The sequence below is a fragment of the Klebsiella sp. C349492 genome (assembly GCF_042055345.1).
In the GTDB taxonomy this organism is placed as follows: Bacteria; Pseudomonadota; Gammaproteobacteria; order Enterobacterales; family Enterobacteriaceae; genus Klebsiella; species Klebsiella scottii.
Map to the genome: position 1 here is coordinate 17,692 of NZ_JANQCE010000009.1, position 15,881 is coordinate 33,572.

A 15,881-nucleotide genomic window follows, 5' to 3' on the forward strand; every position below is an offset into this window, starting at 1 on the left:
GGTGCAAAAGGAGAGGGCCATGCTCTATATCTTTGATTTAGGTAATGTGATTGTCGACATCGACTTCAACCGGGTACTCGGAACGTGGAGTGATTTAAGCCGCATTCCGCTGGCGACGCTGAAGCAGCACTTCACCATGGGTGAGGCGTTTCGCCAGCACGAGCGCGGTGAAATCAGCGACGAAGCCTTCGCTGAAGCGATGTGCCATGAGATGAATATGGCGCTGAGCTATGAGCAGTTTTCCCACGGCTGGCAGGCTGTATTTGTGGCTCTCCGCCCGGAGGTCATCGCGATTATGCAAAAACTACGCGAGCAGGGACACCGCGTCGTCGTGCTGTCGAATACCAACCGCCTGCACACCACTTTCTGGCCAGATGAATATCCGCAGGTGCGCGCCGCGGCCGATCGTATCTATCTTTCGCAGGAGATGGGGATGCGTAAGCCTGAGGAGCGGATCTACCAAAGCGTCCTGCAGGAGGAGGGTTTTTCCGCTGCAGATACGGTCTTCTTTGACGATAACGCCGAGAATATCGCGGGTGCGAACCGGTTGGGAATAACCAGCATTTTGGTGACCGGAAAGGAGACCATCCCCGACTACTTTGCGCAATGATTATGTTAAAAACCGTTCATCAAAAAGCGAAGCACCGGTGCCGGCCGCTGCTGGCCTGGCTAAAGCTGCTGTGGCACCGGATTGATGAAGACAATATGACGACACTGGCGGGAAATCTTGCCTATGTGTCGTTACTCGCGCTGGTGCCGCTGATTGCCGTGGTGTTCGCGCTTTTCTCCGCCTTTCCCATGTTTTCCGAAGTGAGCGGGCAGATACGCCACTTTATCTTTGCCAACTTTATCCCGGCGACGGGGGATGTCATTCAGCGCTATATCGAGCAGTTTGTTGCTAACTCCAGCCGAATGACGGCGGTCGGCGCCTGCGGGCTGATCGTGACGTCGCTGCTGCTGATGTATTCGATCGATAGCGCGCTGAATACCATATGGCGCAGCGCGCGCGCCCGGCCAAAAATCTACTCTTTTGCGGTCTACTGGATGATCCTTACCCTCGGACCTTTACTGGCGGGGGCGAGCCTGGCGATCAGCTCATACCTGCTGTCGCTGCGCTGGGCCAGCGAGCTCAATAGCGTCATTGATGACGTGCTGCGCATCTTCCCGCTGATTTTATCGTGGGCGGCGTTTTGGCTGCTTTACAGCATTGTCCCGACGACGCAGGTGCGAAACCGCGACGCGGTGATAGGATCGCTGGTGGCCGCGCTGCTGTTTGAGGCCGGTAAAAAAGCGTTTGCCCTGTATATCACCGCGTTTCCGTCGTACCAGCTGATTTATGGCGTGATAGCCGTCGTGCCCATTTTGTTTGTTTGGGTGTACTGGACGTGGTGTATCGTCTTGCTTGGGGCTGAAATTACTGTCACTCTCGGGGAATACCGCAAACTAAAAAAAGAAGAAACAGAACAACTATGATTGCATTAATTCAACGCGTATCCCGTGCAAGCGTTACCGTGGAGGGCGATGTGACGGGTGAAATCGGCCCGGGGCTTCTGGTGCTGTTAGGGGTCGAGAAAGATGACGATGAGCAGAAGGCGAACCGCCTCTGTGAACGCGTGCTGGGCTACCGCATCTTTAGCGATGCGGAAGGCAAAATGAACCTCAACGTCCAGCAGGCTGGCGGCAGCGTGCTGGTCGTCTCACAGTTTACGCTGGCTGCGGATACCGAGCGCGGCATGCGTCCGGGCTTCTCAAAAGGCGCCGCGCCCGATGCCGCTGAGGCCCTGTATGAGTATTTCGTCGCGCGCTGTCGGCAGCAGGAAATGCACACACAGACCGGAAGATTCGCTGCGGATATGCAGGTCTCGCTGGTCAATGATGGTCCTGTAACTTTCTGGTTACAGGTATGAGTCAGCTTCCGGGCCGGCTGCGGGTAACAAAAGAGAGTACAGCTATGTATCACCTTCGTGTACCGCAAACAGAAGAAGAGTTAGAGAGCTACTATCAGTTCCGCTGGGAGATGCTGCGTAAACCGCTGCATCAGCCAAAAGGGTCGGAACGCGATGCCTGGGATGCCATGGCGCATCACCAGATGGTGGTGGATGAAGACGGAAATTTGGTTGCCGTAGGGCGGCTGTACGTTAACGCTGAAAATGAAGCCTCCATTCGCTTTATGGCGGTGCACCCTTCCGTACAGGATAAAGGGCTCGGGACGTTAATGGCGATGACCCTGGAGTCCGTGGCGCGCCAGGAAGGCGTGAAGCGGGTGACCTGCAGCGCCCGCGAGGATGCGGTGGATTTCTTTGCCAAGCTGGGGTTCGTTAACCAGGGCGAGATAACCACGCCAACCACCACGCCGATTCGCCATTTTCTGATGATCAAGCCGATTGCCTCGCTGGACGATATTCTTCACCGCGGTGACTGGTGCGGACAGCTGCAACAGGCCTGGTATCAGCACATTCCGCTCAGCGAAAAAATGGGCGTGCGCATCCAGCAGTACACCGGGAAAAAATTCATCACCACCATGCCTGAAGCGGGCAACCAGAATCCGCACCACACGCTGTTTGCCGGAAGCCTGTTTTCCCTCGCGACCCTCACCGGCTGGGGGCTTATCTGGCTGATGCTGCGCGAGCGGCACCTGGGCGGAACGATTATCCTTGCCGACGCGCATATCCGCTACAGCCAGCCGATTAGCGGCCGCCCGAGCGCGGTTGCGGACCTGGGGTCCTTAAGCGGCGATCTTGACCGCCTGGCCCGCGGCCGTAAAGCGCGGGTACAGCTTCAGGTGGAGCTGTTTGGCGATGAGAATCAGGGTGCCGTTTTTGAAGGCATTTATATCGTTCTGCCCGCGAAGCCGTTTGGCTCGTACGAAGAGGGCGGCAACGAAGAAGAGTAGCCCGTCCCTCTTACCTTATGCGGCGCCTGGTGAACCGCTTCGCCAGGCGATATCCCGCATAGCATCTCGCGCCGCCGGGCTGATCCCCCCAAGCTGAAAGAAGCCGTGAATAACCCCGAGGTAGCGCTGAGCGCTGCACTCGACGTTCTGCTGGAGCAGCCGGCGATATAAGGCTTCGCCTTCATCGCGCAGCGGGTCGTATTCTGCGGTAATAATATGCACCGGCGGCAGGCCGTTGAAGTCCTCTCGCCACAGAGGGCTCGCCTCCGGATGGGCAAAGTCGGTCGAGGGTAGATACATCTCGTAGCCGCTCAGCAGCGTATCCCGGGTGATGATGTAATCTTCGCCGTTGCTGACGTAGCTTGCCGAGCGGGCGGTGGCGTCCAGCATCGGGTAAATCAGGATCAGCCGCGCGGGCCGCCACTCTGTCGTTGTTTTCAGCCGCAGGGCGGTAACCAGTGCCAGATGCCCGCCAGCGCTGTCTCCGGCCAGCGTGATGCGCGAGGTATCTACGCCCAGCCGCCCGGCATGGCGGTGGATAATTAAGGCGCCGTTCTGCGCATCATCATGTGCGGCAGGGAAGGTATGCTCGGGTGCCAGCCGGTACTGCACGGCGATGACCCGGCAGCGGCTCTCATACGCCAGCTGCCGAAGCTGCGGATCGTGGGTGGCGAAGCCGCCGCTGATAAAGCAGCCGCCGTGATAGTAAATAACCGTGGGGAGCAGGCCGACGGCGTCCTGCGGCGATATCACGCGAAAGGTCATTCCTTCTATCACGATATCCTCGACCTGCACGCGGGTTTCAGGTTCTCCCGCCAGCACCGTACTGGCCACGTAGCCCGCTCTCCGGTCATCAATATTCTGCGCTCGCGAAGAGGGGCGGCCCGCCGCGATAAACTCATCAACCAGCCGGTTAATGCCTTTTTCCAGCGTCATCTGTCTGTCCTTTTCTGTATGGATATACAGCTTTATAGCCTGGTTTATGGCAGATGAACACGGGATTATTCAGGGCAGGTGCGGGGGAAATGGCGCGCAAAAGAGCGCGGTTTTGAGATATGCGGAGTGAGGACAGGCCGGGCAACCTGCGCTACCCGGCAATACGGTGGACTTTACTCGCCTTCGCCCGGGAACATAAACGGGTTGATAGAGCTTCTGGCGAAGCCTTCCTGCTCCATATGGGCATCCAGCACCAGTGAGGCAAGATCGTCGGCAACGGCTTCGACGTTGGGATCTTTTTCCTGATACATAATCTTCAGGTAAGTCCCGCAGTCGCCGCAGCTTTCAGCCTTGATAGCCGCCTGCTCGTTATCCAGCGACCAGTAGTGCAAATCGCGGCTCTGTTCGCAGTTGCTGCACTTCACGCGCACGACGTGCCATTCGGTTTCGCACAGATTGCAGTGCAGGTAGCGCAGCCCCTGAGTGGTACCGATTTGTACCATGCTGGAGACCGGCATCGAGCCGCAAACCGGACAATGCTGGCGATGCTCGCCGTACTCGGCGTGGGCTTTACCGGGGATCAGGCTCGCCATCTGCGCCCAGTAGAGCGACAGCGCGGCCCAGATAAACGGGGCTTTATCGCTACTGACTAAGGCAAAGTCGGACGCGAAAAGCGCGCTCGCCATCAGCTCAAGCTCCTGTTCGGACGCTTTTTCCAGGTTTTCGATCACCGCCAGCGCCGGGCCGCTCATTTCCGGCTTCAGCTCGGCGATAAGCGAATGCAGCAGCTTGTGCCAGTGCTTATCGCGCGGCAGGACGTGAATATCCAGCGGCGGTTTGCCCTGATCATTCGCGGCTTTAAGGCGGGCCGTCAAATCCATCTGCAGCGGATGGTCGTACAGCACCACTTCCTGGGCGTGAGCGATCAGCGCGGCAAAGCGCAGGTAGTCGCCCAGCGGATTGTCTTCCGCCAGCTTGCGCAGGCGCTCAGCGCGGCGGTTATAAAGATTTTTTAGCCTGGGGAACAGTAGCGGCGGAATATATTCCGCCGTGCGTTTCTCGCTCGAACCCAGCTCATCTTGCGGGATTATGCGAATACTCATTCAGTCTTTTTTTCCTGTTTCTGGCGAACTTCGCGATACCAGCGCGGGTGATGTTTCTTCGCCCATGTTTTGGTAACCCAACCTTCCACCATCGCGGTAATGGTGCCTTTCACCCACAGGGCGGCGTAGATATGCACCATGATAACCACAATTAACGCCACTGCGGCAAATGAATGCAGCATTAACGCAAATCGGATCACCGGGATTGAGAACGCAGGCGCAAAATACGGACGCCAGATGATCACGCCGCTTATCAGCAGCAGAACCAGGAAAATAATCGCCGCCCAGAACACGCATTTCTGGCCGAAGTTATAGCGCCCGGTGTCACCTACCTCCTCGTTGACGACGATCTTACGAATATTCTTCGCCCAAAAGATATCATCCCGATTGATTAGGTTGTGATGCCAGTAGCGGAAAAACATGATGATGAACGAGGCAAACATGATCACGCCCACAAACGGGTGCAGAATTCGCGCCAGCTGCGGGGTGCCCATAATTTGCATCAGCCAGTTGAAGGACGGGAAGAAGAACCCCAGCCCGCTTATCGCCGCCAGCATGAAGCAGAAGGCGGTGACCCAGTGGTTGATTCGCTCCGGCGCCGTGTAGCGCACGATGGTGTCACGTCTTTTCATTTGCGCACCTCGTCATTCTCTTCATGCAGGTTGTCTTCTTCCTCTTCCGCACGGTTCGGACCGACGCCGACGTAGTGGAAGATGCTGGCGGCGAAGGTCGCGGCAAAGCCCACCGCCGCGAGCGGTTTCCAGATACCTTTCCAGAACTTCACGGTGGCGCTGATTTCCGGGTTCTCCGGCAGGCCGTGGTACAGATTCGGCTTGTCGGCATGATGCAGGACGTACATCACGTGCGTGCCGCCGACGCCGGCCGGATCGTACAGGCCCGCATTGTCATAACCGCGGGTTTGCAGCTCGGCGACGCGCTCGCCTGCCAGCACCTTCATATCCTCTTTGGAGCCAAAGTGGATAGCGCCGGTCGGGCAGGTTTTCACGCAGGCCGGCTCCTGGCCGACGGTAACGCGGTCGACGCACAGCGTGCACTTGTAGACGCGGTTGTCTTCCGGGTTCAGGCGCGGGACGTTGAACGGGCAGCCGGCGATGCAGTAGCCGCAGCCGATACACTGCTCGGACTGGAAGTCGACGATGCCGTTAGCATACTGAATGATAGCCCCTTCCGACGGACACGCCTTCAGGCAGCCCGGGTCGGCGCAGTGCATACAGCCATCCTTACGGATCAGCCACTCCAGCCTGTCGTTTTGCTCCACTTCCGAGAAGCGCATCACCGTCCAGGATTTGGCGGTCAGATCGGCCGGGTTGTCGTACACCCCGACGTTGTGACCGACCTCATCACGGATATCGTTCCACTCGGAACAGGCCACCTGACAGGCTTTACAGCCGATACAGGTGGTGACGTCGATAAGCTTCGCCACCTCCTGCTGGTGGTCCCGCGCCTGAGGCGCGGGGGTGAAACCGTTAGTCGCGGAACGACGAATAATGTCTTGCGATTGATAAGCCATAAGCCGTCTCCCTTACACCTTTTCCACGTTCACGAGGAAGGCCTTGAACTCCGGCGTCTGCGTATTCGCGTCACCGACGAACGGCGTTAGCGTGTTGGCGATAAAGCCCTTCTTCGCCACGCCTTCATAGCCCCAGTGGATTGGAATACCGATAGTATCGATATCCTTACCGTCCACCTTCAGCGTGCGAATACGCTTGGTCACCACCGCCTTGGCCTTGATATAACCGCGGTTGGAGGAGACTCTGACGGTATCGCCGTGGGCAATACCGAGCCTATTCGCCAGCTTCTCGCCGATTTCCACGAACTGCTCCGGCTGCGCGATGGCGTTGAGCAAGGCGTGCTTGGTCCAGTAGTGGAAGTGCTCGGTGAGACGATAGGTGGTACCAACGTACGGGAACTTATCCGCTTTACCCATCTGCTCCAGGTCACCCTTAAAGACGCGGGCGGCCGGGTTGGAGACGACGTTGGGGTGCAGCGGGTTAGTGCCCAGCGGCGTTTCGAACGGTTCGTAGTGCTCAGGGAACGGTCCTTCCGCCATTTTATCGATAGCAAACAGGCGGCCCATCCCTTCAGGCTGCATGATAAACGGCCCGACGTCGCTGCCCGGCGCGGCGGCGCTGTAGTCCGGAATATCCATACCACCCCATTTTGCGCCATCCCATTTGAGGATCTGGCGTTTCGGATCCCACGGTTTGCCCTGCGGGTCTGCGGAAGCGCGGTTATACAGGATGCGGCGGTTAAGCGGCCACGCCCATGCCCAGCCCAGCGTATTGCCGAGGCCCGACGGGTCGGCGTTATCGCGGCGTGCCATCTGGTTGCCATCCGGCGTCCAGCTGCCGGCGAAGATCCAGCAGCCGCTGGCGGTGGTGCCGTCATCGCGCAGCTGTGCGAACGTACTCAGCTGCTGCCCTTTCTTGACGATAACCGCGCCGGTGGTCGGGTCGGTTATATCCGCCAGCGCCTTACCGTTGCTCTCCATCGCGACCTCTTCGGAGGCCGGTTCATGCGGAGTGGAGTAGTCCCAGGTCATATTCAGCACCGGCTCCGGCGCCGGGCCGCCTTCTTCGGCGTACATTTTCCGCAGGCGCATAAAGATACCGGCGAGGATTTCGCCATCGGTGACGGCAATCCCCGGGGCGTCCGCGCCTTTCCAGTGCCACTGCAGCCAGCGTCCGGAGTTGACGATAGAGCCGTTCTCTTCGGCGAAGCAGGTTGACGGCAGGCGGAAGACTTCGGTCTGAATTTTCGCCGGATCGACGTCGTTCGACTCACCGTGGTTTTGCCAGAAGGTGGACGTTTCGGTGTTGAGCGGGTCGATAGTGACCAGGAACTTCAGCTGCGACAGCGATGCGACGACCTTGTTTTTATTCGGGAACGAGGCGACCGGGTTAAAGCCCTGGCAAATATAGCCGTTCACCTTGCCCTGGTTCATCATCTCGAAGTACTGCAGAACGTCGTACCCTTTATCCCACTTCGGCAGCCAGTCAAAGCCCCAGCTGTTTTCCGCGGTGGCTTTATCGCCATAGAAGGCCTTCATCATCGAGACGAAGAATTTCGGGTAGTTGCCCCAGTAGTTCACCTGATCTTTCAGCAGCGGTTTTGGCGTGTTGGCGGTCAGATAGGTCTGCAGATCGGTTTGCTTCTCGCTCGGCAGGGTCATATAGCCCGGCAGGCTCTGCGACAGCAGGCCGAGGTCGGTCAGTCCCTGAATATTGGAGTGCCCGCGCAGCGCGTTCACGCCGCCGCCCGCCATCCCCATATTGCCGAGCAGCAGCTGGATCATCGCCATAGTACGGATGTTCTGCGCGCCGATAGAGTGCTGCGTCCAGCCAAGGGCATAGAGGAATGAAGCGGTTTTATCATGCGCGCTGGTTTCGGCGATATATTCGCAGACCTTCAGGAAGTCGGCTTTTGGCGTACCGCAGATATTTTCTACGACGTCCGGCGTATAGCGGGAAACGTGCTGTTTCAGCAGATTCCAGACGCAGCGCGGATGCTGCAAAGAGGTATCGCGTTTGGCAAAGCCGTTTTCGTCCAGCTCGTAGTTCCAGCTGGTCTTATCGTACCTGCGGTTTTCGGCGTCATAGCCGCTAAACAGGCCGTCATCGAAGCTGTAATCCTCACGCACGATCAGGCTGGCGTTGGTATAGGCTTCGGTGTACTCGCGGTTGAATTTTTCGTTATTCAACAGGTACAGAATGACGCCTGACAGGAAGGTAATGTCAGTCCCGGAGCGAATTGGGGTATAGAAGTCGGCTACCGACGCGGTGCGCGTAAAGCGCGGGTCGATAACAATGAGCTTCGCGCCATTGTGAATTTTGGCTTCCATCGCCCAGCGGAATCCTACCGGGTGCGCTTCAGCGGCGTTGCCGCCCATGACCACAATGAGATTGGCATTTTTAATGTCAACCCAGTGGTTCGTCATCGCACCGCGACCAAATGTTGGAGCAAGACTTGCTACCGTTGGTCCGTGTCAGACGCGCGCCTGGTTGTCGACCGCGAGCATACCGAGCGCGCGGGTGAATTTCTGCGTTAGGTAGCCGGTTTCGTTGCTGGAGGCGGATGCGCACAGCATGCCGGTCGTCAGCCAGCGGTTAACGGTGGTGCCGGCGTCGTTTTTGGCGATAAAGTGGGCATCGCGGTCTTCTTTCATCAGCTTAGCGATACGATCGAACGCTTGGTCCCAGCTGATTTGCTGCCATTTATCGGAACCTGGGGCACGATATTCCGGGAACTTCAGGCGGCTTTCGGAGTGGATAAAGTCCACCAGGCCAGCGCCTTTTGGGCAGAGTGCGCCACGGTTGACCGGATGATCGGGGTCGCCTTCGATATGAAAGATGGATGCTTTGGCGTTTTTCGCACCGTCACCGAGGCTATACATTAACAGCCCACAGCCAACGGAACAGTACGTACAGGTGTTGCGGGTTTCACGGGTACGCAGCAGCTTATATTGCCGGGTCTCCGCGAGCGCAATGGCCGGGGCAAAGCCCAGCGTTGCTGCCGTTGTACCTGCCATACCGCCAGCGCAGATCTTAAAGAACTGCCTTCTGCTGACCTGCATGGTTCACTCCTTGTATCGACATTGTCACATGTAGTTATTTACTTTGCGGTAAGGGTCGCAAAGGTTCAGAATTAGGGGCAATCACCCTCTTTCTTGAGGGGGTATGCAAAGAATACCACATTGTGTGTATGCCTGTTCCAATACGGTTAAAACAAAGTGAATAAGAACCCTCCCGAACAAATCGAAAATGTGATGAATGTCACAGGTTATCGCCAGGTCGCGCTGTGGAAGCGCGAGAATTTGCAACATTCTCAGCCGGACGAGTTAGCTGAGGAAGTGCCGGTCGCCCTGGTCTATAACGGCATCTCGCACGTCGTGATGATGGCCTCTCCCGGTGATCTGGAGCGCTTTGCCGTCGGTTTTTCCTTATCCGAAGGGATTATCAAAAATCGCTCCGAGATCTACGGCATGGATGTGGTGCAGGAATGCAACGGCCTTGCCGTCAGAATTGAGCTCTCCAGCCGTCGGTTTATGGGGCTGAAAGAGCGCCGCCGCGCGCTGGCGGGCCGCACCGGCTGCGGGGTATGCGGCGTTGAACAGCTAAACGATATCGGCAGGCCGGTGCAGCCGCTGGCGTTTACGCAAACTTTCAACCTTGCGAATCTCGATCGTGCGCTGGAGCACCTTAATGATGTGCAGCCTGTTGGCCGCATCACCGGTTGCACCCATGCGGCCGCCTGGGTTCGCCCATCGGGCCAGCTGGCGGGCGGGCATGAAGATGTTGGTCGTCACGTCGCCCTCGACAAGCTGCTTGGACGGCGCGTAGAGGAGGGAATCGACTGGCAGCACGGAGCGGCGCTGGTTTCCAGCCGGGCCAGCTACGAGATGGTGCAAAAAGCGGCGATGTGCGGCGTGGAAATTCTGTTTGCGGTCTCCGCCGCGACCGCGCTGGCGGTTGAAGTGGCGGAACGCTGCAACCTGACGTTGGTCGGTTTTTGCAAGCCTGGCAGAGCGACGATTTATACCCACCCGCAGCGGCTTATTGCGGGCTAAAATATAGTCAATTTTTTTGAATGATGAGAACAAATCCTTCCGCTTTTCGTTATGGGATGTGAGGTCTATTATTTATCACATCAAGGCACAACGCCTTATCCAAACAACTTAATTGAAGGATTTACATCATGAAAAACGTCAAAACTTTTGTCGCAGTTATTGCTCTTGCCGCTTCTTTTGGTTCTTTCGCCGCTGAAAGCGTGACCGCCACCGCCTCAACGATGGACGGGGCTGAAGCTAAAATTGCCGCTCAGGCACAGGCTGCTGGCGCATCGTCTTATAAAATTACCGAAGCCTTTACCGGTAACCGCGTGCATATGACGGCAGAACTGAACAAATAAATTCAGAGCTACTGTCGAAAGAGCGCCCCTGGGGCGCTTTTTTAGTTTATGCCCGCCAGCCTCAGCAGCGCGGTAACCACCGCCGCGGCGATAATCACCACGATCAGCGGCATTTTGCGCCAGGCGAGAAACACCGCGAAGCCCACCCCTAACACCCGCGCCATACCGGCAAAATGTTCGCTTTCATAAAATGTGGTCGCCAGGGCGACGGAAAACAGCAATACCGTCGCGGCGTCGGAGAGCAGCGCCTGGGAACGCTCGGAAAGCGCCAGCCGATTACCGAGCTTCGCGCCACCGAGGCGCATCAGGTAGGTTCCTGCCGACAGGATAGCGATCCCGGCGATAAACAGCGTGATGTCACCCATTATTTTTTCCTCGCCAGCAGGCCGAACAGGGAGAACAGCACCGGCAGGCCCGCAGGGGCAAAGGAGACCGCCGCAAGGGATAACGCCGCGCCGCTGCAGGCGCGGATTAAGGTGGTGCGGTTTTTAAACGCGGGAATGACCAGGGCCAGCAGAATGGCGGGGAAGACGGCATCGAGGCCAATGGTTTCCGGGGCCGGCAGGATCTTGCCGACCAATGCCCCAAGCAGCGCGCCCAGCGGCCAGATAATGGCTACGCCGAGTCCGCACAGCCAGTAGGCGGCTTTACGCTGTTCCGGCGTTTTTTGCGACAGCCCGAAGACCACGCTCTCGTCATTCATAATATGGCAGCCCAGCAGGCTGGCGCCGCGCCGGCCGACCAGATCGCGAACCGTTACGCCGAACGGCACGTGGCGGGCGTTGACCAGTAAGCCCGCGGCGGCGGCGGCCAGTGGATTACCGCCGCTGGCGACGATACCGATAAACATAAATTCCGAGGCCCCCGCCAGCACGCAAACCGACAGCACAAACGGCACCCACACCGGGAAGCCATAGGCTATCGCCAGCGAGCCGTAGGAGAGGCCGACGACGCCAACGGCCAGGCATACTAAGACTATCGCTTTTATCGTGTCTCCTTTGAGACAGGAGAAGTGCTGCTTCATACTATTTAGCCATATCGAACGAATTTCCATTATAATGAACGCAACCCCATCGACTTTCAAGTCGAACGAATCGTTCTATATAAAAAACGCGGAGCCGTGTATGACACAGCCAATTAGTCTGATTGCCAGAAGCCTGGTACGCGAGCGCTCGCGCACCGGGCTGTCGCTGGCGGAAGTGGCGCGCCGGGCCGGTATTGCCAAATCGACGCTATCGCAGCTGGAGTCAGGCAACGGCAACCCCAGCCTCGAAACGCTCTGGGCGCTCTGCGTCGCCCTCGATATTCCGTTTGCCCGGCTGCTGGAGCCGCAGGCGCAAAAAACGCAGGTGCTGCGTCGCGGGGAAGGGACGAAGGTGGTGGCTGAGCAGGCCCACTATCAGGCTATTCTGCTGGCGGCCTGCCCGCCCGGCGCCCGCCGCGATATCTATTTACTGCTGACCCAGCCGGGCGCTGACCGTATTTCTCACCCTCACCCGCCGGGATCGATAGAGCATATTATCGTCACCCAGGGCCGCGCGCGCGTGGGCCTGACCGAAGCTCCGGAAGAGCTGGGCGCCGGGGATTACATCTGCTACCCCGCGGATCGGGAACATCTCTTCCAGGCGCTGGAGCCGGATACCCAGGCTATTCTGGTCGCCGAGCAAAGTTAGCGTCATATCGCGACGATGACCGCGCCGCTCTCTGGACGTCCCGCCCGTATTGCGGGACACTAGCCGTTTCCTCCACCGTCGACTGGGATACGTATGTCGCTGAAAGCTATTGCTAAAGAACTTGGGATCTCGGTAACGACCGTCAGCCGCGCGCTGAACGGTTATGACGATGTGTCGCAGGAGACGCGCGCCCGCGTGGAGGCGGAAGCGCAGCGCCGTGGCTACCGGCCCAATACCTTCGCGCGGCGCCTTAAAATGGGCAAAATTGACGCAGTGGGTTTGGTTTTCCCCATCAGTCCGGCCCCGCTGAATAACAACGTGTTTCTCGACATGGTCGGCGAAATTAGCCACGAGCTGGCGCGCTATGAGATTGATTTACTGCTGATTGCCGACGATGAGCAGGCGGATAAGCACGGCTATATGCGAATGGTTCAAAGCCGGCGGGTCGATGCGCTGATTGTCGCCCATACCCTGGATGACGATCCCCGCCTGACGCAGCTGCTCTCCTCCGGTTTTCCTTTCCTCGCCCTTGGCCGTAGCCGGCTGCCGCAGCCCTATGCCTGGTTTGATTTTGATAATCAGGCCGGAACCTGGCGCGCGACCCGCCATTTGATTAGCCAGGGGCATCGGCGCATCGCGTTGTTGAGCGAAAATAACAATCAGGCGTTTATCACTCAGCGCCGTAACGGCTATCTGCAGGCGCTGCGTGAAGCCGGATTAGCGGACACATGGCTGCGCAGCGTGCCGCCAACCCGCCGCGGCGGCTATCAGGCGACGATGGAGCTGCTGCGTTTGCCGGAACCGCCAACGGCGATCGTGACCGACTGTAATACCCACGGCGACGGCGCGGCGATGGCGCTGTCCCAGCTGGGGCGCTTGACCGGCGATAATCGCGTGTCGCTGGTGGTTTACGACGGACTGCCGCAGGACAGCATTATTGAAACCCCGGTCGCGGCGGTGATTCAATCCACTCGCCAGGGCGTTGGTCGCCAGATTGCCGGCATGGTCCGTCGGCTGATTGCCGGCGACGATCTCACCTCTCTGCAGGTGCTCTGGCAGCCCGAATTTATCCCCGGCGACACCGCCTGATTTCTCTCCCGCTACGCTAATTTCTGAACTCGATCACGAATCCGAAACGTTTTGGTTGGCACCCGAAACGTTTCGGATCAACAGTAAGGCATTCCTTGTTGTGGAGATGTCTGATGTCTGATTCGATTTTACGCCTGCAAAGCGCAGGGGCCGATGTGGTAATCAAAACCCATCCGTTTGCCGAAATTATCTACTGGGGTCCGCATTTAAGCCATTTTTCGCCGCAGGATGCGGCCAGCCTGGCGCGTCCGGTGGCGAACGGTCGCCTGGACGTTGATTCCCCCGTGACGCTAATGGCCGAGCTGGGTCATGGTCTGTTTGGCGCGCCGGGGATCGAAGGGCACCGCCAGGGGCTGGACGGCTCGCCGATGTTCGCCACCGCTGAGGTTGTGCAGGATGGGCAAAGCCTAACCATTATCAGCGAGGACCCGCATGCCGGCCTGCGCCTGCGTAGCGAAATCGTGCTCGATAGCAGCGGCGTGCTGAGCGTTCGTCATGGACTGACCAACCTACGCGCGCAGTCCTGGCAGGTGGACCGGCTTGCGGTCACGCTGCCGGTTGCCGAACGTGCCCGCGAAGTGATGGCCTTTCATGGCCGCTGGATCCGCGAGTTTCAGCCGCATCGGCTGGTTCTTGAGCACGACAGCTTCGTGCTGGAAAACCGCCGCGGGCGTACCTCCCACGAGCATTTCCCGGCGCTGATCGCCGGCAGCACCGCCTTCAGCGAGATGCAGGGCGAAGTGTGGGGAGTGCACCTCGGCTGGAGCGGTAACCACCGCCTGCGCGCTGAGGTAAAAACCGATGGTCGCCGCTATCTGCAGGCGGAAGCGCTCTATTTACCGGGTGAGATGGCGCTGGCCGAAGGCGAAACGCTGTGGACGCCGTCGCTGTACGCCAGCTATTCGGCGCAAGGGCTGAACGGCATGAGCCAGCAGTTTCATCGCTACCTGCGCGAGCAGATCGTGCGCTTCCCGGACAACAAGCCGCGTCCGGTGCATCTGAATACCTGGGAAGGGATCTATTTCAATCATGATCCGCAGTACATCATGCGCATGGCGGACGAGGCGGCGGAACTTGGCGTCGAGCGCTTCATCATTGACGACGGCTGGTTTAAAGGGCGCAACGACGACTGGGCGGCGCTCGGCGACTGGTATCTGGATGAGAAAAAGTACCCTAACGGACTGACGCCGGTTATCGACCACGTGAAGTCGCTGGGCATGGAGTTCGGCATCTGGGTTGAGCCGGAAATGATCAATCCGGATTCGGACCTCTTCCGCGCGCACCCCGACTGGGTGCTGGCCCTGCCGGGCTATACGCCGCTGACCGGACGCCATCAGTTCGTCCTGAACCTCAATATTCCGCAGGCTTTTGATTATCTGCTGGAGCGGATGAGCTGGCTGCTGGGCGAACACGACGTGGATTATGTGAAGTGGGATATGAACCGCGAGCTGGTGCAGCCGGGACATAACGGTAAAGCCGCCGCCGATGTGCAAACCCGCCAGTTTTATCGCCTGCTGGATGCGCTGGTTGCCCGCTTCCCGCATATCGAATTTGAATCCTGCTCCTCCGGCGGCGGACGCATCGATTATGAGGTGCTGAAACGCAGCCATCGCTTCTGGGCTTCCGATAACAACGATGCCCTGGAGCGCAACACTATCCAGCGCGGCATGAGCTACTTCTTCCCGCCGGAAGTGATGGGTGCGCATATCGGCAACCGCCACTGCCACGCCACCTTCCGCCAGCACAGCATCGCCTTCCGCGGCCTGACCGCGCTGTTTGGCCATATGGGTCTGGAGCTGGATCCGGTGAGCGCCGACGAACAGGAGCGCGCGGGCTACCGCAAGTATGCCGCGTTGCATAAGCAGTGGCGCGATGTCATTCATCACGGCGTGCAGTGGCGTATGGATATGCCGGACGCCACCACGCTGGCGCACGGCGTGGTCAGTGAAGATAAGAGCCAGGCGATTTTCCTCGTCAGCCAGCTGGCGATGCCGGATTACACCCTGATGGCGCCGCTGCGGGTAGCGGGGCTGGACGCGGGCGCCCGCTATCGGGTAACGCTGCTCGATCACCCGGATATTCAGATTACGGGAGAGGGCGGTCATACGATGCGCAAGCTGCCGGAATGGATGATTACCCCGCAAACGGTGAGCGGCGAGTGGCTACAGCAGGCGGGGCTGGCGCTGCCAATCCTCGATCCGGAAAGCGCCATTTTGATTGGCCTGCAACGCGTGTAATGGTGACGGGCCGCCAGGCGGC

Annotated in this window: 16 protein-coding genes; 9 read left to right on the forward strand and 7 right to left on the reverse strand. The window is 58.6% G+C overall.

Going from position 1 to position 15,881, the window contains the following annotated elements; genetic code table 11:
• The first annotated feature begins 19 nt into the window (after nucleotides 1–19).
• Genes yihX through fabY form a run of 4 tightly spaced genes read left to right on the forward strand, consistent with a single transcriptional unit; the run spans nucleotide 20 to nucleotide 2,893 of the window.
• Nucleotides 20–610 (forward strand): glucose-1-phosphatase, encoded by a 591-nt coding sequence (yihX, locus tag NWP14_RS25375; RefSeq protein ID WP_095105751.1) that lies wholly within the window; start codon nucleotides 20–22, stop codon nucleotides 608–610.
• A 2-nt stretch (nucleotides 611–612) separates the two neighbouring features.
• On the forward strand, nucleotides 613–1,473 hold the full coding sequence (locus NWP14_RS25380; protein WP_095105765.1) for a virulence factor BrkB family protein: 861 nt from the start codon (nucleotides 613–615) through the stop codon (nucleotides 1,471–1,473).
• A complete protein-coding gene (gene dtd / locus NWP14_RS25385) occupies nucleotides 1,470–1,907 on the forward strand; it encodes a D-aminoacyl-tRNA deacylase (protein ID WP_375216169.1) in 438 nt (145 codons plus the stop codon). Before NWP14_RS25380 ends, dtd begins: the two co-directional genes overlap by 4 nt.
• 44 nt (nucleotides 1,908–1,951) lie before the next feature.
• Nucleotides 1,952–2,893, forward strand: a complete 942-nt coding sequence (gene fabY, locus NWP14_RS25390) for a fatty acid biosynthesis protein FabY (RefSeq protein ID WP_157349441.1) — start codon at nucleotides 1,952–1,954, stop codon at nucleotides 2,891–2,893.
• A gap of 15 nt (nucleotides 2,894–2,908) precedes the next feature.
• Here fabY and NWP14_RS25395 read toward each other — a convergent pair whose 3' ends face one another.
• From NWP14_RS25395 to fdnG, 5 genes are all read right to left on the reverse strand, one after another.
• Nucleotides 2,909–3,829, reverse strand: a complete 921-nt coding sequence (locus NWP14_RS25395) for an alpha/beta hydrolase (protein WP_375216170.1) — start codon at nucleotides 3,827–3,829, stop codon at nucleotides 2,909–2,911.
• A 173-nt stretch (nucleotides 3,830–4,002) separates the two neighbouring features.
• Entirely contained in the window at nucleotides 4,003–4,932 is a 930-nt protein-coding gene (fdhE, locus tag NWP14_RS25400) for a formate dehydrogenase accessory protein FdhE (protein ID WP_095105761.1), read from the reverse strand.
• Nucleotides 4,929–5,564, reverse strand: coding sequence for a formate dehydrogenase cytochrome b556 subunit (gene fdoI / locus NWP14_RS25405; RefSeq protein ID WP_375216171.1), 636 nt, complete (start codon nucleotides 5,562–5,564; stop codon nucleotides 4,929–4,931). Before fdoI ends, fdhE begins: the two co-directional genes overlap by 4 nt.
• Nucleotides 5,561–6,463, reverse strand: coding sequence for a formate dehydrogenase subunit beta (fdxH, locus tag NWP14_RS25410; RefSeq protein WP_375216172.1), 903 nt, complete (start codon nucleotides 6,461–6,463; stop codon nucleotides 5,561–5,563). The genes fdoI and fdxH overlap by 4 nt, the downstream gene beginning before the upstream one ends.
• A 12-nt stretch (nucleotides 6,464–6,475) precedes the next feature.
• On the reverse strand, nucleotides 6,476–9,526 hold the full coding sequence (gene fdnG, locus NWP14_RS25415; protein WP_331833616.1) for a formate dehydrogenase-N subunit alpha: 3,051 nt from the start codon (nucleotides 9,524–9,526) through the stop codon (nucleotides 6,476–6,478).
• Between the two features lie 156 nt (nucleotides 9,527–9,682).
• On the opposite strand from fdnG, the gene fdhD reads away from it, so the two are divergent.
• Together fdhD and NWP14_RS25425 are read left to right on the forward strand one after the other, a co-directional pair.
• Nucleotides 9,683–10,519 carry a formate dehydrogenase accessory sulfurtransferase FdhD gene (fdhD, locus tag NWP14_RS25420; protein ID WP_331833615.1) on the forward strand — a complete coding sequence of 279 codons (837 nt, stop codon included), beginning with the start codon at nucleotides 9,683–9,685 and terminating at the stop codon, nucleotides 10,517–10,519.
• A gap of 128 nt (nucleotides 10,520–10,647) precedes the next feature.
• Complete coding sequence (locus tag NWP14_RS25425; RefSeq protein WP_095105326.1) at nucleotides 10,648–10,860, forward strand: YdgH/BhsA/McbA-like domain containing protein; 213 nt, start codon at nucleotides 10,648–10,650, stop codon at nucleotides 10,858–10,860.
• Nucleotides 10,861–10,901: 41 nt separating this feature from the next.
• Here NWP14_RS25425 and NWP14_RS25430 read toward each other — a convergent pair whose 3' ends face one another.
• Both NWP14_RS25430 and NWP14_RS25435 read right to left on the reverse strand, forming a co-directional pair.
• The gene (locus tag NWP14_RS25430; protein WP_375216173.1) at nucleotides 10,902–11,225 is read right to left on the reverse strand and encodes an AzlD domain-containing protein; all 324 of its coding nucleotides are present in this window, start codon (nucleotides 11,223–11,225) and stop codon (nucleotides 10,902–10,904) included.
• Nucleotides 11,225–11,884 (reverse strand): AzlC family ABC transporter permease, encoded by a 660-nt coding sequence (locus NWP14_RS25435; protein WP_095105330.1) that lies wholly within the window; start codon nucleotides 11,882–11,884, stop codon nucleotides 11,225–11,227. Before NWP14_RS25435 ends, NWP14_RS25430 begins: the two co-directional genes overlap by 1 nt.
• Nucleotides 11,885–11,984: 100 nt before the next feature.
• Here NWP14_RS25435 and NWP14_RS25440 point away from each other — a divergent pair, with 100 nt between their 5' ends.
• The 3 genes from NWP14_RS25440 (at nucleotide 11,985) to NWP14_RS25450 (ending at nucleotide 15,859) form a co-directional block, all read left to right on the forward strand.
• Nucleotides 11,985–12,533, forward strand: coding sequence for a helix-turn-helix domain-containing protein (locus NWP14_RS25440; RefSeq protein ID WP_045853684.1), 549 nt, complete (start codon nucleotides 11,985–11,987; stop codon nucleotides 12,531–12,533).
• Nucleotides 12,534–12,626: 93 nt separating this feature from the next.
• The gene (locus tag NWP14_RS25445) at nucleotides 12,627–13,622 is read left to right on the forward strand and encodes a substrate-binding domain-containing protein (protein WP_095105332.1); all 996 of its coding nucleotides are present in this window, start codon (nucleotides 12,627–12,629) and stop codon (nucleotides 13,620–13,622) included.
• A 113-nt stretch (nucleotides 13,623–13,735) separates the two neighbouring features.
• Nucleotides 13,736–15,859 carry an alpha-galactosidase gene (locus NWP14_RS25450; protein ID WP_375216174.1) on the forward strand — a complete coding sequence of 708 codons (2,124 nt, stop codon included), beginning with the start codon at nucleotides 13,736–13,738 and terminating at the stop codon, nucleotides 15,857–15,859.
• Nucleotides 15,860–15,881 lie beyond the last annotated feature (22 nt).